The sequence below is a fragment of the Actinomycetospora chiangmaiensis DSM 45062 genome (genome assembly GCF_000379625.1).
Taxonomy (GTDB): domain Bacteria; phylum Actinomycetota; class Actinomycetes; order Mycobacteriales; family Pseudonocardiaceae; genus Actinomycetospora; species Actinomycetospora chiangmaiensis.
The window spans coordinates 227,312-246,446 of record NZ_KB903217.1 but is presented as its reverse complement, the minus strand read 5'-3'; the positions used below and the strand labels follow the sequence as shown (position 1 = coordinate 246,446).

Here is a 19,135-nt window from a genome sequence, read left to right as displayed (position 1 = left end):
CGGCCCGAGCACGACGTCCGCTCCGACATACGGACGGCACCGGTCACGAGAGCAGACCCTCGTGACCGGCGCCGACGGCCGGGGAGCGTCAGGCGATGTGCCGGCCGCTGATGGACCGCGCGATGACGAGCTGCTGGATCTGCTCGGTGCCCTCGAAGATGTCGTAGATCTTCGAGTCGCGGTGCATGCGCTCGACCGGGTGCTCCCGCGAGTAGCCGGCGCCGCCGAGGATCTGGATGGCGCGCTCGGTGGCCCACACCGCGACGCGGCCGGCCTTGAGCTTCGACATCGAGCCCTCGCCCGCCTCGAAGGTCACGCCGTTGCGTCCCATCCAGGCGGCGCGCCACACCAGCAGGCGGGCGGCATCGATCTCGGTCTTCATGTCGGCGAGGGTGAACGCGATCGACTGGTTGTCGATGATCGGCCGCCCGAACGTCTCACGGCCCTTCGCGTACTCGAGCGCGTACTCGTAGGCCGCCCGGGCGATGCCGATGGCCTGCGAGCCGACCGTCGGGCGGGAGAGCTCGAAGGTCTGCATCGCGGCCGAGCCCTTGGACTTCTGTCCCTCCCGGGCCTTGGCGAGGCGCTCGTCGAGCTTGTCCTTGCCGCCGAGCAGGCAGGAGCCGGGCACGACGACGTCGTCGAGGAAGACGTCGGCGGTGTGCGAGGCGCGCAGCCCCATCTTCTTGATCTTGCGGGTCGACTCGAGGCCCGGCGTGTTCGGCGGGATGACGAAGCCGGCCTGGCCGCGGGTGCCGAGCGTCGGGTCGACGACCGCCTGCACGACGTGGACGTTCGCGATCCCGCCGTTGGTGGCCCACGCCTTGGCGCCGGAGATCGTCCACTGGTCCTTGGCCTCGTCGTAGACGGCCTTGGTCCGCATGGCGCCGACGTCGGAGCCCGACTCGGGCTCGGAGGAGCAGAACGCGGCGACCTTGACGTCGTCGGCGTCGCCGTAGCACTGCGGGATCCACTCGACCATCTGCTCGGGCGTGCCCGAGGAGAAGATGCCGGCGACGGCGAGCGTGGTGCCGAAGATCGCCATGCCGATGCCGCCATCGCCCCAGAAGAGCTCCTCGTTGACGATCGGCAGCGAGAGACCGGTCTCGTCGCCCCAGAAGGACGCGAGGGTCTCGAAGTTGTAGAGCTCGATCTTCGCGGCCTCCTGCAGGACGGGCCACGGGGTGGCCTCGCGCTCGTCCCACTCCTCGGCCGCCGGACGGATGACGTCGGCGGCGAAGCCGTGCGCCCAGTCCTTGAGGTCGGTGTGCTCCTCGGACAGTTCCATCGAGAAAGTCATGGTCAGCGCCTTCAGGCCGAGGGGATCGTGAACATCTTCTGCAGGGCGGTGGCGAAGCCGACGTCGCCCGAGACCTTGAGCTTGCGGGTCATGAACAGCGTGATCGGGTTCGCGTTGTTCGTGACCACCTTGAGGAACTCCGTGCCGTTCATGAACAGCTCGGTGCGGGGCTCCTCGTCGAGGCCGGTGGAGACGGTGCAGGTGCCGTGCTGCATCGCGGTCTGGTAGTCGTCGCTGCCGCCGCCGGGGGCGCCGGTCACGTGCCAGTGGACGACCTGCCGCTTGGAGCCCGCGCCCTTCGACGAGTAGAACTCGCTCATCCGCCCGAAGATCGCGTCGATGACGGGACGGCGGGCGTCGGAGTTCATCACCGCCTCGAGCTGGGACTTGCTCGCGCCCTTCACGAGCCGCGCGAACACCGAGGCGTCGACGGTCTTCGCACCCTCGGGCTCGGCGAGCGCGTCGCGCAGCGCCCCGACGAGCTCCTCGTCGGACAGCTTCTTGAGGTCGACGCTGCGACCCAGCTCGTTGACGTCGATCTTGTCGGCCACGGTCTCCACTCCGGTGTGAGGTTTCAGGTACCAGCGGTCCCGCTGACCCTCGCTACTTTACGCAGCAGTAGATAAGATGCAAGGGTGACCTCCGGGACCCGCCGCCGCCTCGCCCCCGAGGTGCGCCGCCGCCAGGTGCTGGACGCGGCCGTCGCGGTGTTCTCCGAGGAGGGCCTGCACGGCGCCTCGATGGACGCGATCGCCGCGCGCGCCGGCGTGTCCAAGCCGCTGGTCTACGCCCACGGCGGCACCAAGGACGAACTGTTCGCCGCCTGCCTCGCCCGGGAGGCCGACCGCCTGGTCGCCACGCTCACCGCGGCAGCCCTTCCCGACGACAGGTCGCGCGGCCCGGGGGCCGAGGACCGGCTCCGGCGCGCGTTCCGGGCCTTCTTCGGTGCCGTGACCACCCACCGGCAGGGCTGGACCGTGCTCTACCGCCAGGCGTCGACCGGAGAGTTCGCCGGCACGGTCGACGCGGCGCGGCGCGCCATCGTGCGCCGGGCCGCCGAGCTGCTCGCGGCCGAGCTGGGCGGGTCGGCCGAGGCGGCGGAGCCGGTCGCCCACACACTGGTCGGGGCCGCCGAGGGCCTCACCGACTGGTGGCTCGGCGGCGACCACCCCACGCACGGCCAGGAGCCGGCCGACCTGCTCGCCGACATGCTGATGGCCGTCGTCTGGCCGGGGTTGGACGCGCTCCGACACCCCTGATGGCGCCCGCTATGGCAGCGAAGCGTCGTTGCTGTCATCCAGTGGCAGGTTCGCCACATCGTCGACCGGCCGGATCGGACCGACAATGGTGACCCCTCGTCCCTCGGATCGCGCTCTCTCGGTCCGTCTAGCACCGACGCGAGAGAACCGAATACGCCGCGATCCCCGGTCGATCACGTCGTCTACGGCTGTCTAGCGAAGGAGCAAGAGAACCGGATTCGGCGCGATCGGGGACAGCGCCGCTCACTCACGCCGGCTCAGCGCCGGGCCAACCGCCCGAGCGCCCGCGTGACGGGGTTGCGCGACGCGCCCGCACCCAGCACGCCCGCGGCACCGTCGGCGATGAGCGACGCGATCGTCTCGGCCGCGTCGGCCCGGTTCGCCCCGATCCCGCCGGAGGCACCGCGCTTGATCCACCCGACGACGTAGGTGCCGGGACGGTCCTGCACCCGGCCCTCGACGTGCGGCACCGTTCCCGACGACGGGTCGAACGGCAGCCCGGGCACCTCCCGGCCACGGTGGCCGATCGCCCGGATCACCACGCCCGCCTCGATGACGTCGCCGTTCCCGAGGCGCATACCCCCCACGTGACCGGAGCCGACGATCTCGGCGGGAGCGGCGTGGAAGCGCAGCACCACCCGCCGTCGGGAAGAGGGCTCCCCGGCGCCGGAGAGCAGCGGGACGTCGCGGAGCAGGCTCGCCGTCTCCGTGGTCGTGGCGGCGGCGATCTCGTCCGCGACGCGCGGGTCGTGGTCGTCGACGACGACCTCGAGGTCGTCGCGGCGCAGGAGTCCGAGCAGTTCGCCGCGGGTCCAGGCGGCGTCGCGCGGGCCGCGACGCCCGAGCAGCACGACCTCGCGGACCGCACTGCGCCGCAGCGCCGCGAGGGCGCCCGGAGCCACTCCGGAGAGGTTCGCCGGGGCGGCGGCGAGGACCCGCGCGATGTCGAGCGAGACGTTGCCGGTGCCGACGACCACCACGCGCGGCCCGGACAGGTCCACCGTGTCGGCCGGGACGTCGGGGTGGCCGTTGTACCACCCGACCACCGTGGTGGAGGCGAGGTTGCCCGGCAAATCCTCGCCCGGGACGCCGAGGTCGCGGGACTCGGCGGCCCCGACGGCGTAGATCACGGCGTCGTACTGCCGGGCGAGATCCGGCGCCGTGACGTCGCGCCCCACCTCGACACCGAGACGCATCCGCACCCGGTGGTGGTCGTGGTAGCGGGCGAAGTGCTCGCCGATCTGCTTGGTGGACGCGTGGTCGGGCGCGACGCCGAAGCGCACCAGGCCGCCCGGCTCGGTCAACCGGTCGATGATCGTGACGTGGGCGGTGGTGTGGAGGAGCAGGTCCTCCACCGCGTACATCGCGGCCGGCCCGCTCCCCACCACCGCGACGTCGAGGCGGGGGAAGTCCGCGGGCAGGACGCGGTCGAAGCGCACCGGGTCCCACGCGTGGAACAACGGCGAGCCGGCGAGGGCGGCCGGGGCGTCCTTCCCGGCGTAGTACTCGGCGTTGACCTCCGCGTACTCCCGCAGCGGACCGACGAGGTTCTCCACCGGGAACACGGCGTCGACCGGGCAGACCTCCGCGCAGGCCCCGCAGTCGATGCAGGCCCGCGGGTCCACGAAGAGCATGTCGGTCGATCCGAAGTCGGGCTCACCCGGCGCCGGGTGGATGCAGTTGACCGGGCAGGCGGCGACGCACGAGGCGTCGACGCAGCACGACTGCGTGATGGCGAAGGACACGACCGGCTCTCAGAGGATGTGCGCGGCGCGGTAGATCGCCCGGGCCGGACGGGTCAGCAGTCCGACCGAGCCGAGGAACTCCATGAGCTCCGCGCAGCTCGAGCGCAGCATCGCGCGGTGGTGCTCGTTGGCCCGCGCCTCACGCAGGGCGCGCTCCGGGTCGAGGCCGGCGTTCTCGTAGACCTTCCGGCTCCACATGCTCGTGACGATGAAGAACGCCGCGAACGCCACCAGCAGCGCCTGCACGCGACGACGGACGGGGCCGACGCCCTCGAGGCGCTCCCGGGTCTCCTCGCGGGCGAAGCGCATGTGCCGCGCCTCCTCGACCACGTGGATGTTGTTGATCGTGCGCGCGAACGGGGCGACGCGGTCGTCGCGCATCCAGTCGCGCTGCATGACGTCGAGGACCTCCTCGGCGACGAGGATCGAGGCGTAGGCCGCCTCGCCGGTGGCCACGGCCTTGAAGACGCGGCCGCCCTCGACGACGTGGCGCGGCGGACGGTAGGCCGGCGCCCCGAGCTTCTCCGCGCCGCGGGCGAACATGATCGAGTGCCGGCACTCGTCGGCGATCTCGGTCAGCGCCCACTGGAACGCCGGGTCGGTGGGGTCCTTCGCGTAGAAGTCCCGGATGACCATCTGCTGCAGGATCATCTCGAACCAGATGCCCGTGCTGGCGACCGACGCGGCCTCCTGACGGGTCAGCGCCGCCCGCTGGGCCTCGGTCATCTCGTCCCAGTAGGACGTGCCGTAGAGCGTGCTCCACTCCGGGCTGCATCCGTGGTGGGCCGGGTCGAGCGGGGTCTCCCAGTCGACCTCCTGCAGGGGGTCGTAGGAGAGCTCCCCGGCCGAGCGGAGCAGCCGCTGTGCGACGTCGTCGCGTCGGCTCGAACCCTGCTCGACGGGACGGGCTCCGCTGCGCTCCGTCTCCTGGCCCTGCTCGACGGTGGTCATGTCCGCACCCTTCCGTACCGGCGGTCACTGTTACCTGTGGTTACCCGTACCAAAGGTAACCGATACACGGTGTCCCGCAACCCTGGCCTGTTGTCGCGGTCACAGCCGCGACACGCCGATCCCGCTTTCTCGCGATGTATCGGACCTGATCTAGAGAGCGCCATACGCTGCGATCGATCCGCAGGAGGTGGCCATGGACCCGGTGCGCAACCCCTTCGCCCCCGGAGCCGGGCAGCGCCCGCCCGAGCTCGCCGGACGCGACCGTGAACTGACCGCCTTCGACGTGGTCCTCGAACGGGTGTCCCGCGGGCGGCCCGAGCGCAGCCTCGTGCTGACCGGGCTCCGCGGCGTCGGCAAGACCGTGCTCCTCGGCGAGCTGCGCTCGATGGCCGTCCGCGCCGGGTGGGGCGCCGGGAAGATCGAGGCGCGGCCGGACGCCGATCTGCGCCGGCCGCTCTCGGCCGCCCTGCACCGCGCGGTGCGCGACCTCGCCGTCCGCCACCGCGCCCCGGACCGGGTGGAGGAGACGCTCGGCGTCCTGAAGGCCTTCGCCCTCAAGGCGACGCCGTCGGACGCCAAGCTGAAGGACCGGTGGCAGCCGGGGATCGACGCGCCGGTCCTCAGCGGGCGCGCGGACTCCGGCGACATCGAGATCGACCTCGTCGAGCTGTTCGGTGTGGTGGCCGAGCTGGCCGCCGACGTCGGGGTCGGGGTCGCGCTGCTCATCGACGAGATGCAGGACCTCCAGCTCGACGACGTCTCGGCGCTCTGCGCCGCCTGCCACGAGCTCTCGCAGTCCGGCGCGCCGCTCGTCGTCGTGGGGGCCGGTCTGCCCCACCTGCCGGCCGTGCTCTCGGCCTCGAAGTCCTACTCCGAGCGCCTCTTCCGCTACGTGCGGATCGGACAGCTCGACCGGGACGACGCCGACTTCGCCCTCACCGCCCCGGCGAAGCGGGAGGACGCCGAGCTGACGCCGGCCGCCCTCGAGGCGCTCTACGAGGTCTCCGGCGGCTACCCCTACTTCGTGCAGGCCTACGGGAAGGCGGCCTGGGACGCCGCGGTGCAGAGCCCGATCGACGTCGACGACGTCCGCGTGGCCGCCCCGGACGCCGGCGCCGAGCTCGCCGTCGGCTTCTTCGGCTCCCGCTACGAGCGCGCGACCCCCGCCGAACGGGAGTACCTGCAGGGCATGGCCGAGCTCGCCGAGGGTCGCGACGAGGCGGTGCAGACCGCCAAGCTCGCCGCCCACCTCGGCAAGCGGGCCTCCTCGCTCTCCCCGGCCCGCGACAGCCTGCTCCGCAAGGGGCTCGTCTTCTCCGCCGAACGCGGCTGGATCGCCTTCACCGTCCCGCACTTCGGGCGGTTCCTCCTCGGCCGGGACTAGGTCCGTGACTGGACCGTCCGGGTGAAGACGACGGGGTCGGTAACGAACGACGGCCCCCGGACGACACCAGTCACGAGCCCCGTGGCGCTGCCGGACCCCCGACCTGGCAGGGCCACGGGGCTGCTTCATGTCCGGGTGCCGACGGCTCCGGGAGGCTGCACCTCCCACCCACCCGAGCGATACCGACCTCCCCGTACGATTTCGCACGTGTCGGACTCCCGGCTGGAAATCCAGATGCTGCACGACCGTGTGCTGGTGTCGCCCTCGGCCGCCGAGGGCGAGCGCCGCAGCACCGGGGGGATCGTCATCCCCGCCACCGCGTCGGTGTCGAAGCGGCTGAGCTGGGGGGACGTGTACGGGACCGGGAACCACGTGCGCACCGTCAAGGTCGGCGACCGGGTCCTCTACGGGCCGGACGACCACGCCGAGGTGGAGGTCGACGGCCGGTCGTTCGTCGTGATGCGCGAGCGCGACGTGCACGCCGTGGCCAGCGAGAACATCGAGCCGACCAGCGGGACGGGGCTCTACCTGTGACGACGCCTTCGCCGGACTCCCCCGGGAACACCCGCACCGAGCCGGACGGCGGTGACCGGACCGAGCAGGACGCGGAGGCGACACGGGCGATGTCCGCCGACGCCGGATCGCCGTCGGCTCCGTCGTACGACCCCGATGCCGAGGCCACGGTGCAGATCCCCCCGGTCGCGGGTCCGCCGTCGCAGGAGGAGGAGGGTCCCGACGCCGGGTCGGGCGGCTCCCGGCGCCGGCTCCTGCTCACGGGGGCCGCGGTCGTCGGCCTGCTCGCGGCCCTCTACGTCGGCGACCTCCTCGTCTCCGCGACCAACGTGCCCCGCGGGGTGACCGTGGCCGGCGTCGAGATCGGGGGCATGAACCGCCTCGCCGCGCAGGACACGCTGCGCACCGTGCTCGGACCGCGCGTGTCCCGGCCCGTCACCCTCGTCGCCGGGGCCGGGCCGGAGGCCCGCACCACGACGCTCGACCCGCGCGTCGCCGGGCTGGACCTGGACGTCCCGGCCACCCTCGACGAGGCGGGGGAGCAGCCGCTCAACCCCGTCACCCGCCTGGCGTCGTTCTTCGCCGCCCGGGAGATCGCGCCGGTCAGCAAGGGGAACCCGGTCGCGATCGGCCAGGCCGTCGACGCGGCCCGCCCGCAGCTGGACCGGGCCTCGACCGAGGGCACGATCCGCTTCGAGGGCGACCGCCCGGTGCCGGTCCCGTCGGTACCGGGAGCGATCGTCGACAGCCGCTCCGCGCCCGACGTCGTGCTCGCCCACTGGCTCGACGCGGCCCCCGTCGGCCTGCCCGTCACCGAGCAGCCCGTCACCGTCACCCAGGACGGCCTCGACCGCGCCCTGCGCGAGGTGGCCACGCCCGCCGTCGCCGGCCCGGCCTACGTCATCGGCGACGCCCGGAACGCGACGCTGTCCCCGACCGAGATCGGGTCGTTCCTGAGGTTCGACCCGGACGGCTCCGGCGGGCTCACCCCGCGGGTCGACGTGCCCGCCGCCCAGAAGATCGTCGACCAGGACCTGGCGCCGACCGAGGCCGAGCCGAAGGACGCCACCTTCGCCTTCGACGGGGCCGCCGCCACCGTGGTCCCCGCCGTCACCGGCCGGACCGTCGACTACCCGAAGACCTTCCAGGGGCTCGTCGCGGCGCTCGGCCGCCCGGCGGACGCGACCCCGCCGACCACCTTCACCCCGCCTCCGGTGCCGCCGGGTGCGACGCCCGCCGCGCCGCCGCCCGCGAGCGGCCGCGCCGTGAACGCGGTGTACACCACCACCCCGCCGAAGGTCACCACCGAGTCGCTCCAGGCCCTCGGCCCGGCCACCGTGATCGGCGAGTTCCAGACCGGTGGGTTCGCCGCCGACTCCGGGCAGAACATCAAGCGGGTCGCCGAGATCGTCAACGGCGCCATAGTGCAGCCGGGCGACACGTTCAGCCTCAACGGCTTCACCGGACCTCGCGACGCCGCCCAGGGCTTCGTCGAGGCGGGCATCATCGACGACGGCGTGCCCGGGCGCGGCATCGGCGGCGGCATCTCGCAGTTCGCGACGACGCTGTACAACGCGACCTACTTCGCCGGCCTGCAGCAGGTCGAGCACAAGGAGCACAGCTACTACATCAGCCGCTACCCGGCGGGCCGCGAGGCGACGGTGTTCGAGGGCGCCATCGACCTCAAGTTCCGCAATGACGGCGACACCCCGGTGCTCATCCGCACCCTGTGGACCCCGTCGTCGATCAAGGTCCAGATCTACGGCCAGAAGCGCTACGACGTGACCTCGCAGACCGGCCCGCGCACCAACCCGGTGGCACCCGGCACCCGCGACCTCTCGGCCAACCCGAGGTGCAAGCCGTCGCAGGGCGTCGGTGGCTTCACCGTGACCGACACCCGGGTCCTGACGGACGTCCGCACCGGTCAGACGAGGACCGAGCCGCGGACCGTCCGCTACAACCCGGAACCCGAGATCACCTGCGCCACCGGATGACCACCTCGGAGCGCGACGACGACCACGGCGGGGCGGAACGCGCCGCCCGCGAGGTCCGGGGCGCGCTCGAGGGCCTCGGCCGCAGCGGCGAGGGCGAGGCACCCGCACGCGGCGTGGAGCTCCTCGGCCGCGTCGGACTGGTCGCCTACGGGGTGGTCCACCTGCTCGTCGGGGCGATCGCGGTGCAGATCGCGTTGTCCGGCGGGGGGCAGGCCGACCAGCAGGGGGCGCTGAGCACGATCGCCGGCGAGCCGTTCGGCGTCGTCGTCATCGTGGTGATCGTGCTCGGCCTGCTCGCGTTCGGGATCTGGCAGGGCCTGGCCGCGATCGCCGGCTACCGGTGGACGAGCGGCTGGGACCGCACCCAGAAGCGCATCGGCAGCGGCGCCCGCGCCCTGGCCGTCCTCGGCGTGGCGGTCCTCGGGGTACGACTGCTGGTGACCGGGTCGTCCGGCTCGTCCACGGGCGGCTCGCAGCAGGCAACCGCGGACGTCCTCGCGCTGCCCGGGGGCCGGATCCTGATCGGGGTGGTGGCGCTCGTCGTGGCGATCGCCGCGGGTGCGACGGCGTGGACGGGCGTGCGGCGGGACTTCCTGGAGGAGCTCGACCGCTCCCGGCTGCCGTCGTGGGCGCGCGACGCGGTGGTCCCGATCGGGGTGGCCGGACACGCGCTGCGGGCCATCGCCTTCGCCGTGATCGCCGTGCTCTTCGCCCTCGCCGCCGTCACCGCCGATCCCCGGCGCGCGGGCGGCCTGGACGCAGCGCTGAAGACACTCGCCGGTCAGCCGTTCGGGATGTTCCTGCTGCTCGCCGTGGCGCTGGGCTTCATCGCCTTCGGGCTCTACCTGTTCGCGGAGGCCCGGGCGCGGCGGGTGTAGGTGCGCTCCGCGCCCGTGAGGCCGCAGGCCACCTCTAGTCGGTGCCCGACTCCATCGCCGCGCGGTCGAGGGCCGACTCGTCGGTGCCCTGGTCGGCACCACGGCCGGTGATCTGCTCGGCGCGGCCCTGCTCGAGCTCACCGACGAACGCCGCCTGCCCGGTGAGCTGGCCGAACGCGGCGTACTGCTCGAGCTTCGCGCGGGAGTCGGCGATGTCGAGGTTGCGCATGGTCAGCTGGCCGATCCGGTCCAGCGGGCCGAACGCGGCGTCCTCGGTGCGCTCCATCGACAGCTTGTCGGGGTGGTAGGAGAGCGCCGGGCCGTCGGTCCGGACGATCGTGTAGTCCTCGCCGCGGCGCAGGCGCAGCGTCACCGAGCCGGTCACAGTGCGGCCGATCCACCGCGTGATCGACTCACGCAGCATGATCGACTGCGGGTCCAGCCACCGGCCTTCGTAGAGCAGGCGACCGAGCCGGCGGCCCTCGTTGTGGTAGTTCGCGATCGTGTCCTCGTTGTGGATCGCGTTGAGCAGCCGCTCGTAGGCGATGAACAGCAGGGCCATACCGGGCGCCTCGTAGATGCCGCGGCTCTTGGCCTCGATGATGCGGTTCTCGATCTGGTCGGACATGCCGAGCCCGTGCCGCCCACCGATCCCGTTGGCCGCCATCACGAGGTCGACGTTGTTCGCGAACCGCTCCCCGTCGATCGCGACCGGATAGCCCTGCTCGAACGTGATCGTCACGTCCTCGGGCTCGATCCTCACGGCCGGGTCCCAGAACCGCACGCCCATGATCGGCTCGACGACCTCGAGGGACTCGTCGAGGTGCTCGAGGGTCTTCGCCTCGTGGGTGGCGCCCCAGATGTTGGCGTCGGTGGAGTACGCCTTCTCCTTGCTCGCGCGGTAGGGCAGGTCGTGCTCGGTGAGCCACTGGCTCATCTCCGCGCGCCCGCCCAGCTCGTCGACGAACTGCGCGTCCAGCCACGGCTTGTAGATGCGCAGCTGCGGGTTCGCGAGCAGGCCGTAGCGATAGAACCGCTCGATGTCGTTGCCCTTGTAGGTCGAGCCGTCGCCCCAGATCGCGACGCCGTCGTCCTGCATCGCGCGCACGAGCAGGGTGCCGGTGACGGCGCGGCCCAGGGGCGTGGTGTTGAAGTAGACGCGCGAGCCCGAGCGGATGTGGAAGGCGCCGCACATCAGGGCGACGAGGCCCTCCTCGACCAGCGGTCCGCGGCAGTCGACCAGCCGTGCGATCTCGGCGCCGTACTCCTTCGCGCGGTCGGGCAGCGTCGCCATGTCGTCCTCGTCGTACTGCCCGAGGTCGGCCGAGTAGGCGCACGGCACGGCGCCGTGGTGGCGCATCCAGGCCACCGCGACGGAGGTGTCCAGACCCCCGGAGAAGGCGATGCCGACACGCTCGCCGACCGGCAGATTCGTCAGGACCTTCGACACAGCGCAGAACCTATCTCCCGGGCCGCTGTGACCCGGGGATCACCCGGTGCCCCACATGACAGTAGAGCGTCGTTGCTGTCACCGGGTGACAGCAACGACGCTTCGCTGCCGGACGGGTGGAGACCGATCAGAACGCGGCGACGTCCAGGTCCATGATCGAGTTGTCCGCGCCCTCGACGATCGCGCGGCGCGCGGTCAGCTCGGGCAGCACGTTCTTCGCGAAGAAGTGCGCCACGGCGATCTTGCCCTCGTAGAACGCCGTGTCCTTGGCGGAGGCGCCGCGGTCGAGCGCGCCGATGGCCACCTCGGCGCCGCGGAGCAGCAGGTAGCCGATGAGCATGTCGCCGACCGAGAGCAGGAAACGGACCGCGTGCTGGCCGACCTTGTAGAGGTTCCGGACGTCCTCCTGCGAGGAGGTCAGGTAGCCGACCATCGTGCCGAGCATGGCCTGCACGTCACCGAGGGCGGTGGCGAGCAGCGCGCGGTCCTCCTTGAGCCGGCCGTTACCGGCCTCGGACTCGAGGAAGGTCTGGACGAGCCCGGCGACGTGCACGAGCGCCTGGCCGTTGTCCTTGACGATCTTGCGGAAGAAGAAGTCCTGCGACTGGATCGCCGTGGTGCCCTCGTAGAGCGAGTCGATCTTGGCGTCGCGGATGTACTGCTCGATGGGGTAGTCCTGCAGGTAGCCGGACCCGCCCAGGGTCTGCAGCGACTCGGTGAGCTTCTCGTAGGCGCGCTCGGAGCCGACGCCCTTGACGATCGGCAGCAGCAGGTCGTTGACCTTCTCCGCGAGCGCGACCTCCTCGGCGGTGACCGAGCCGGCCTCGGCGTCGGGGGCCTCGCCCAGGCGCACCGTGTCCTGGTAGGTCGCGGTGAACGCGTAGACCGCGCGCAGGCCCTCGGCGTACGCCTTCTGCGTCATGAGCGCGCGGCGGACGTCGGGGTGGTTGGTGATCGGGACACGCGGGGCGGACTTGTTGGTCTGCTGCGTGAGGTCGGCGCCCTGGATGCGCTCCTTGGCGTACTCGAGGGCGTTGAGGTAGCCCGTCGAGAGGGTGCCGATGGCCTTGGTGCCGACCATCATCCGGGCGTACTCGATGACCTGGAACATCTGGGCGATGCCGTCGTGGACCCCGCCGAGCAGGAAGCCGGTGGCGGGCACGCCGTGGGCGCCGAAGGTCAGCTCGCAGGTCGCCGAGGCGTTGAGGCCCATCTTGTGCTCGACGTTGGTCACGAACGCGCCGTTGCGCTCGCCCGGCTCGCCGGTCTGCGGGTCGAAGTGGAACTTCGGCACGAGGAAGAGGGAGAGGCCCTTCGTCCCGGCGCGCGCGCCCTCGGGGCGGGCCAGCACCAGGTGCATGACGTTCTCGACGAGGTCGTCGGAGTCGGCCGAGGTGATGAAGCGCTTGACGCCCTCGATCGACCAGGTGCCGTCGCCGTTGTCGCGGGCCTTGGTGCGCCCGGCGCCCACGTCGGAGCCGGCGTCGGGCTCGGTGAGCACCATCGAGGCGCTCCAGCCGCGGTCGACCATCACCTGCGCCCAGTGGCGCTGCTGCTCGGTGCCGTTGCGGTAGATCACCGAGGCGAAGTTCGGGCCGGTCATGTACATGAACACCGGCGCGTTGGCGCCGAGGATCATCTCGGCGGCCGACCACTGGATCGACGGGGGCACGCCCATGCCGCCGATCGCGTTGTCGGCCGAGAGCCGCCACCACTCGGCGTCCCACATCGTGCGGTAGGACTTCTTGATGCCCTCGTCGAGGTGCGCGGTGTGCGTCTGCGGGTCGAACCGCACCGGGTTGCGGTCGCCGGACTCGTAGGACTCGGCGAGCGGACCCTCGGCGAGCGCCGCGGCCTCGTGCAGGAGCGCGCGGGCGGTCTCCTCGTCGGTCTCCGCGAACGGACCCTGTCCGAACCGGTCCTGCACGCGCAGGAGCTCGAACAGCGTGAACTCGATGTCGCGGACGTTGGCCTTGTAGTGGCTCATGACGTGGCTGCTCCGTGCTCCGTCGAGAAGGCCCGCTGGTGGTGACGCGGCGGGCTCGGGCCGTCGTACCGGCCGGTAACCCCAGGCTATTACCCCTCGGTAACCCTGTCGAGAGTGGATCCCGCCGCGGGCGTCCGCGTGGGACACTCCGGCCTCGACGAGGGGAGCGACGGGGCACGTGGGCACGACGAGGGCGATCGAGTCGCTGCGCACGCTGCTGGTCACCGCCGACCCGGGCCTGGCACGGCTGCGGCTGGCCTCGGTGGCGGTGGCGTCGATGGCGATCGCGGCCGGGCTGGTGGCGTGGGGCCGGGCGACGATCGCGACCAACGAGCCGGTGACGGTGGTGCTCTTCGCGGGCGTGCTCGCGATGATCTCCAACCTGGCGGTCAACGAGAAGACCGTGCCCCGCCAGCGCGTGACCACCGCGCTCATGGTGCTCCCGGCGCTCGCGTCGACCGTCGTCGGCACGCTGCTCTCGCCCCACCGGCTGGTCGCCGACGTGGTGTTCGTGGCCGTGATGGTGGGAGCGGTCTACGTCCGCCGCTTCGGCCCGCGCGGCTTCGCCCTCGGCATGGGCGCGTTCATGCCGTTCTTCTTCACCCAGTTCCTGCAGGCCAAATCCCCTCAGATCCCGGCGCTGTGCGTCGCGGTCGTCATCGGCCTCGGGGTCACGCTGCTGCTGCGGTGTTTCCTGTTCGCCGAGCGCCCCGAGCGGACGCTGCGCCGGCTGGTCGACGCCTTCCGGGCGCGGGCCCACGAGATGGTGATGCGGGTCGACGACGTCCTCGCCGAGGCCCAGCAGGGCTCGACGCGCGCGCCGGGTCGAGGGTCGAGCTCCGCTCCGCTACGTCTCCCGGGCGCCGAGCACGAACAGGTCGGGGACGCGGTGCTCGAGCGGCTCTACCGGGCCCGGCGCCGCCTCAACGAGACCGCGTTGATGGTGGAGGACCAGCTCGAGCACACCGTCGCGGACCGGGTCTGGCCGGGCCTGGAGAACGACCTGCTGGCGCTGCGGGTCGTCGACACCGAGCTGGGCCTGGAGCGGCTCGGCGTCGCGACCCGGCGGCTGGTGCGGGCCACCGACTCCCAGCGGCCGTCCGCGCTCGCGCTCACCGCGCTGCGGACCGGGCTCACGCACCTCGCCCGCGCCACGGCCCGGCGGGTGCCGCACCGGGAGATCCTCGCCGAGCTCGCGGACGCCCGCGGGGCGGTCGCGGGCCTCGTCGCCGACACCAGCCGGGGCCACGAGCGGGTGCAGCGCACGGCGTTCGCGGTGCGCCGGACCGCGGACTCCGTCGAGTACGCGCAGCGCGACCTGCCGGCCCGCCCCGGGCAGGCGATGACCGAGGGCATCGTGCTGCCCGGCGTGCCCCGCGCCCCGAGCGCGTCGCCCGTCGCCGTCGCGGCCGAGGCGGCGCCGGACGGGATCGCCGAGGGCCGGCCGACGGCCGGGGGCTCCGGCAACGACGACCCGTCGTCGGGAACGGGAGCGGGGTCGGGGTCGGACACGCGGCCGGACACCGAGGACCGCGGCCTGCTGCTGACCACCCGGCAGGCGATCCAGGTGGGCGTGGGGACCACGATCGCGATCGGGCTCGGGGAGCTGCTCGCCCCGGCGCGGTGGTACTGGGCGGTCATCGCGTCCTTCGTGGTCTTCGCCAACACCGCCAGCCGCGGCGACCTGCTCTCGCGCGGGTGGGGCCGGGTCGTCGGCACCGTCGGCGGGGTCGCGGCGGGGATGGGGCTGGCCGCGCTGACGGCGGGCAACCAGGTGCTCTCCCTGGTGCTGCTGTTCGGGTGCGCGTTCCTCGCGCTCTACCTGGTGCGCGTCTCGCCGGGGATGCTGGCGTTCTGGATCACGGCCGTGCTCGCGCTGGTCTACGGGCTCATCGGGCAGTTCAGCGTGCAGACCCTGGTGCTGCGCATCGAGGAGACGCTGGTCGGCGTGCTCGCGAGCGTCGTCGCGGCCTTCCTCGTGCTGCCGAAGGGCACCCGGGAGGCCTTCGGCGAGGCCGTCGAGGACTTCGTCGACCACGCCGACACGGTGCTCGACGCGGCGGTCGGCACGATCCTGGGCCGGGGTCGCGGCGGCGCGGCGGCGCTCGAGGACGCCCGCGACATGGACACGTCGCTGGCGACCCTGCGGGCCCGCACGAAGCCGCTGCTGGTGAACACGCCGAAGCGGCGCGGCCGGTCCAGCCACCGCCGGGCACTGCGGGTGTTCACGATCGTCGACCACTACGCCCGCTCGCTGGCCCGGACCGGTGCGGACCTGGCGTCGGACCCGACGCCGGGCTGGGGGCCCACGCTGGAGCCCGCCCTCGCCGCCGTGCGGGCGAACCTCGACGGGCTGCGCGACGTCGTGGTGCGGGGCCGGCGGCGCTCGGACGGCGAGCAGGTGCTGGTGCACTCCGCCGAGGAGCTCGTGGACCGGGCCGAGGAACAGGCCGCGTACGCCCAGGACCCGCGCCGTCGCAACGACGCCCTCGTGGTGACCCGCCTGCTGCGGCGCATCGACCAGGCCGTGGTCGCCCTCGCCGTCGACCTCGGGGCCGCCGCCGACCCCGACGACGATCAGTCGCCGAGCAGCCGGGCCAGGGCGGGGTTGGTGAACACCCGGTCGGGGTCGTAGGCGTCGCGCACCCGCGTGAAGTCGGCGAACCGGGGATAGGCCGCGGCCACGTCGACGGCGTCGAAGTCGTGCCGCGTGCCCCAGTGCGGACGCCCGCCGTGGGCGCGCATCACGGTCGCGGTGCGGGCGAGGACCGGCCCTGGGTCGGTGCCCCGGGGGACGCGGACGGCGATCCAGCCGGTGTCGCGCCCGTAGGCCGGGTGCAGCCAGCCGTGCTCGGCCGGGCCGACCCGCATCCGGACCGGCAGCCCGGTCTCCAGCCCGTCGGCGAGTTCGGCGAGCAATGTCCGCAGGCTCCCGACCAGAACCTCGCGGGGGACCGCCCACTCGGTCTGCTCGTAGCGCACGGCGGGCGGGTTCGACAGGACGCGGTGGCCCGCGCCGGTCGCGGAGACGGTGCGGGCGAGCCGGGACACGACGCGGTTGAGCGAGGGCGCGAGGCGGGGCAGGGCCCGCTCGACGACGACGGCGCCGCCGAGGGCGGTCCGCCCGGTCGCGCCCGCGCTGGTGACGCCCACCCCGCGCTCGGCCTCCTCCTCGTCGGTCCCGTCGGCGACGCCCGCCCAGCGGGCGAGTGCGGTCGGCGAGGACGGGAAGAGGGCGGCCTCGGCCAGGTCGTGGGCCTCCCAGAACGCCGGGTCGAGGACCTCGGCCACGGGGCGCTGGGCGCGGGTGACCGTCATCGTCGTGGCCGGGACGACGGCGAGTTCGGCGTCGAGGACCACCCCGAGGGCGCCGAGCGCGGTGCGGGCGGCGTCGAGGTCGGCGCGGGGGACGTCGCGCACCCGGCCCCGCCCGTCGACCAGGCGCAGCGCGAGGACCTGCTCGGCGAGCGACCCGCGGGAGGCCGCGCTGCCGTGGGCCCCGACGGCGAGGGCGCCGCCGAGGGTGGGGGCACCGAGGTCGAGCGGGACGGGCAGCGCGAGGCCGCGTTCGGCCAGTCCGTCCTGGAGCTCACCGATCGTGGTGCCGCCGCGGACGCGCACGACGGCGTGGCCGGCCTTCCCGGCGGGGCCGCCGGACGCGGACACCCCGGTGATCCCGGCGAAGGCCGAGCAGTCGAGGTGGACGCCGTCGGTGACGGCGAGGTCGGAGAAACCGTGGCCGGCCCCGACGGGCCGGACCGTCTGGCCGCGCTGGGCGGCGCGCCGGATCACGCCCGCGACGCCCGCCTCGTCGAGCGGGCGGGCGGTGGCGACGGGCCGGCAGCGCTGCCCGCCCGACCAGTTCGTCCACACCGGGCCCACCCTAGGGGGCAGCGCCGTGGCCCGAACGCGGGAAAGGCCCGCCCGCCGTGGCGGACGGGCCCTCCCCGGGGGTCGGACGCGATCAGGCGACGAAGCGGCCGATCGCGACGTCGACGGCGTCCCGGGCGGTGGCCCCGGCGGTGCCGGCGGCCGACTTCGCCGACTCGGCGATCCCGGAGAAGTCGGTGTCGGAGGCCGACCCGGTCAGCTCCCGGGTCTGCTTCGCGAGCTTGCGCGAGGCGCGACGGGCCCGCCAGCTCAGCGACGGCTTCCCCTCGGTGTCGACCGCGGCCAGGATCAGGCCGCCGAGCAGCCCGAGGTTCTTGAGGAAGTGGATCTCCTGGGCGGAGCGGTCCGCGGGGTTGTCGACCTCCCAGAAGGCGTGCCCGACCACCGTCGTCGGGATGACGCTCGCGGCGAGGGCCAGCGACGCGATGCGCGGGAACTTGCCGAGGGCGAGCAGCACGCCCGCGCCGATCTTGACGCCGGCGTCGATGCGCACGAGCTGGTCGGGCTCGGTGGGGGTCTGCGGCGGCAGCTTGTCGCCGACGACGTTCTCCGCCTGCTGGATCTTCGGCGCCGCCATCCCGACGCGCGGCTCCGGGTTGAGCAGGGTGTCGATCCCGCCCTTGATGAACACCGCGGCCAACATCGGCCGGGCGAGACGGCGGACGAGCATGGGGAGGACCTCCTGCGATCTTGGGGCACCGAGTGCTGGCCGGGGCGATACCCCGCCCCGCGCGCGGGCACACCTCCGCCACGACGACCGAGGGCCTCCCGCGGTCTGCGGGAGGCCCTCCGGTGTCACGTGACCGGCACGACGCCGTGCCGGCTCGTCCAGGTGTTCCGGACACCCCCGACGGGCCCGGAGCGTCTCCTCAGCGGCGCAGCACGTGCCGGCCGCCCGCCGGCTCCGCCTGGGGACGACGACGACGCTCCGCACGCCGCCGCAGTTCCTCCTCGGCCGAGGTCACCGGGCCGAAGTCGTCCCGGGCCGGGGGCGGCGGGACCTCCTCCACCGGAGCGAGCCGACGACGGCCGCCGTCCTGCGCGGGGAACGGCCCCGAGCCCGGGTGGGGCTCCGGGATGTACCCGTGGCGCTCGGCCGGGGCGTGCGCGGCGTGCCGGTAGCGGCCCCCCTCGTAGTGCCGCTCCTCCCGCACCTCGTGCGCCACCGACCGGAAGATCGGCTCCGCCTCGAACGGGTCGCCGGGGGTGGCCGCGAGCGCCGGACGCCGCCGCTCCCGCTCGGCGCGCGCCCGCTGGTCGGCCAGGAAGCGCTCGCGCGCCCACTGCTCCCGCGTCCGGGCGTCGGGCTCCGCCCGCCGGGGCGCCCCCACCCTCTCCAGGCGCGCGGGCTCGTCGTACGTCCACGAGCCCGTGTTGTCGAGACGCCATCCGCCGCGGACGGTCTCGTCGCGCCAGACCCACATGTTCCCCACCTCCGCCGTTGAACCACACGGTCCTGCTGCCGCTGCGACGAACGGTGGTCTCCGTTCGCCCGCGACATGAGGGGCAACGGCAGGGGTCCGGCGCACCTTTCGGGCGACGCGCCGAAAGAATCGCGACACGCCCGAAGACCCCCTGGTCGTGTGTCACTCCATCGGAGCAGAACCACATCCGTGTCGTTCATGGCTCCGTCGCTCACCTTGCGTCAGACCCCGCCGCTCGATCGGGCACCCGGGTGATCGCTCGCCTCCGTGAGACGCACACAGCCGGTCGTGCACCCCATCGAGCGGATGCGCACGGTGGTGGAACCCCTGATCGAGGCAGGTCGTGGCCGGTGCAGAGT

Annotated in this window: 15 protein-coding genes; 6 read left to right on the top strand and 9 right to left on the bottom strand. The window is 73.2% G+C overall.

What is annotated here, in order from left to right:
• Positions 1-88: 88 nt before the first annotated feature.
• The gene (locus A3CO_RS0101260; protein ID WP_018330420.1) at positions 89-1,288 is read right to left on the bottom strand and encodes an acyl-CoA dehydrogenase family protein; all 1,200 of its coding nucleotides are present in this window, start codon (positions 1,286-1,288) and stop codon (positions 89-91) included.
• A gap of 23 nt (positions 1,289-1,311) precedes the next feature.
• Positions 1,312-1,851 carry an SCP2 sterol-binding domain-containing protein gene (locus A3CO_RS0101255; protein WP_157646910.1) on the bottom strand — a complete coding sequence of 180 codons (540 nt, stop codon included), beginning with the start codon at positions 1,849-1,851 and terminating at the stop codon, positions 1,312-1,314.
• Positions 1,852-1,935: 84 nt separating this feature from the next.
• Here A3CO_RS0101255 and A3CO_RS0101250 point away from each other — a divergent pair, with 84 nt between their 5' ends.
• On the top strand, positions 1,936-2,559 hold the full coding sequence (locus A3CO_RS0101250; protein ID WP_018330418.1) for a TetR/AcrR family transcriptional regulator: 624 nt from the start codon (positions 1,936-1,938) through the stop codon (positions 2,557-2,559).
• 257 nt (positions 2,560-2,816) lie between these two features.
• Here A3CO_RS0101250 and A3CO_RS0101245 read toward each other — a convergent pair whose 3' ends face one another.
• Together A3CO_RS0101245 and A3CO_RS0101240 are read right to left on the bottom strand one after the other, a co-directional pair.
• Positions 2,817-4,304, bottom strand: coding sequence for an FAD-dependent oxidoreductase (locus A3CO_RS0101245; protein ID WP_018330417.1), 1,488 nt, complete (start codon positions 4,302-4,304; stop codon positions 2,817-2,819).
• 9 nt (positions 4,305-4,313) lie between these two features.
• Positions 4,314-5,255: an AurF N-oxygenase family protein gene (locus A3CO_RS0101240; protein ID WP_018330416.1), complete on the bottom strand. Its 942-nt coding sequence runs from the start codon at positions 5,253-5,255 to the stop codon at positions 4,314-4,316.
• A gap of 193 nt (positions 5,256-5,448) precedes the next feature.
• Between A3CO_RS0101240 and A3CO_RS0101235 the strand changes: the two genes are divergently transcribed.
• The 4 genes from A3CO_RS0101235 (at position 5,449) to A3CO_RS29460 (ending at position 10,024) form a co-directional block, all read left to right on the top strand.
• On the top strand, positions 5,449-6,639 hold the full coding sequence (locus tag A3CO_RS0101235) for an ATP-binding protein (protein ID WP_018330415.1): 1,191 nt from the start codon (positions 5,449-5,451) through the stop codon (positions 6,637-6,639).
• 234 nt (positions 6,640-6,873) lie between these two features.
• Positions 6,874-7,173: a GroES family chaperonin gene (locus A3CO_RS0101230; RefSeq protein ID WP_018330414.1), complete on the top strand. Its 300-nt coding sequence runs from the start codon at positions 6,874-6,876 to the stop codon at positions 7,171-7,173.
• The gene (locus A3CO_RS0101225; protein ID WP_018330413.1) at positions 7,170-9,146 is read left to right on the top strand and encodes a VanW family protein; all 1,977 of its coding nucleotides are present in this window, start codon (positions 7,170-7,172) and stop codon (positions 9,144-9,146) included. Before A3CO_RS0101230 ends, A3CO_RS0101225 begins: the two co-directional genes overlap by 4 nt.
• Complete coding sequence (locus tag A3CO_RS29460) at positions 9,143-10,024, top strand: DUF1206 domain-containing protein (protein ID WP_018330412.1); 882 nt, start codon at positions 9,143-9,145, stop codon at positions 10,022-10,024. The genes A3CO_RS0101225 and A3CO_RS29460 overlap by 4 nt, the downstream gene beginning before the upstream one ends.
• A gap of 34 nt (positions 10,025-10,058) precedes the next feature.
• On the opposite strand, the gene argG is transcribed toward A3CO_RS29460, so the two are convergent.
• Both argG and A3CO_RS0101210 read right to left on the bottom strand, forming a co-directional pair.
• Positions 10,059-11,474 (bottom strand): argininosuccinate synthase, encoded by a 1,416-nt coding sequence (gene argG / locus A3CO_RS0101215; protein ID WP_018330411.1) that lies wholly within the window; start codon positions 11,472-11,474, stop codon positions 10,059-10,061.
• Positions 11,475-11,601: 127 nt separating this feature from the next.
• The gene (locus tag A3CO_RS0101210) at positions 11,602-13,461 is read right to left on the bottom strand and encodes an acyl-CoA dehydrogenase (RefSeq protein WP_018330410.1); all 1,860 of its coding nucleotides are present in this window, start codon (positions 13,459-13,461) and stop codon (positions 11,602-11,604) included.
• A gap of 178 nt (positions 13,462-13,639) precedes the next feature.
• Here A3CO_RS0101210 and A3CO_RS0101205 point away from each other — a divergent pair, with 178 nt between their 5' ends.
• A complete protein-coding gene (locus tag A3CO_RS0101205; RefSeq protein ID WP_018330409.1) occupies positions 13,640-16,096 on the top strand; it encodes an FUSC family protein in 2,457 nt (818 codons plus the stop codon).
• Here the strand turns inward: A3CO_RS0101205 and A3CO_RS0101200 are convergent.
• The 3 genes from A3CO_RS0101200 to A3CO_RS0101190 form a co-directional block, all read right to left on the bottom strand.
• Entirely contained in the window at positions 16,039-17,334 is a 1,296-nt protein-coding gene (locus tag A3CO_RS0101200) for a D-arabinono-1,4-lactone oxidase (RefSeq protein WP_018330408.1), read from the bottom strand. The genes A3CO_RS0101205 and A3CO_RS0101200 overlap by 58 nt on opposite strands.
• A gap of 91 nt (positions 17,335-17,425) precedes the next feature.
• Positions 17,426-18,022, bottom strand: a complete 597-nt coding sequence (locus A3CO_RS29455) for a DoxX family protein (protein WP_018330407.1) — start codon at positions 18,020-18,022, stop codon at positions 17,426-17,428.
• Positions 18,023-18,221: 199 nt separating this feature from the next.
• Positions 18,222-18,776: a hypothetical protein gene (locus A3CO_RS0101190; RefSeq protein ID WP_026204166.1), complete on the bottom strand. Its 555-nt coding sequence runs from the start codon at positions 18,774-18,776 to the stop codon at positions 18,222-18,224.
• Positions 18,777-19,135 lie beyond the last annotated feature (359 nt).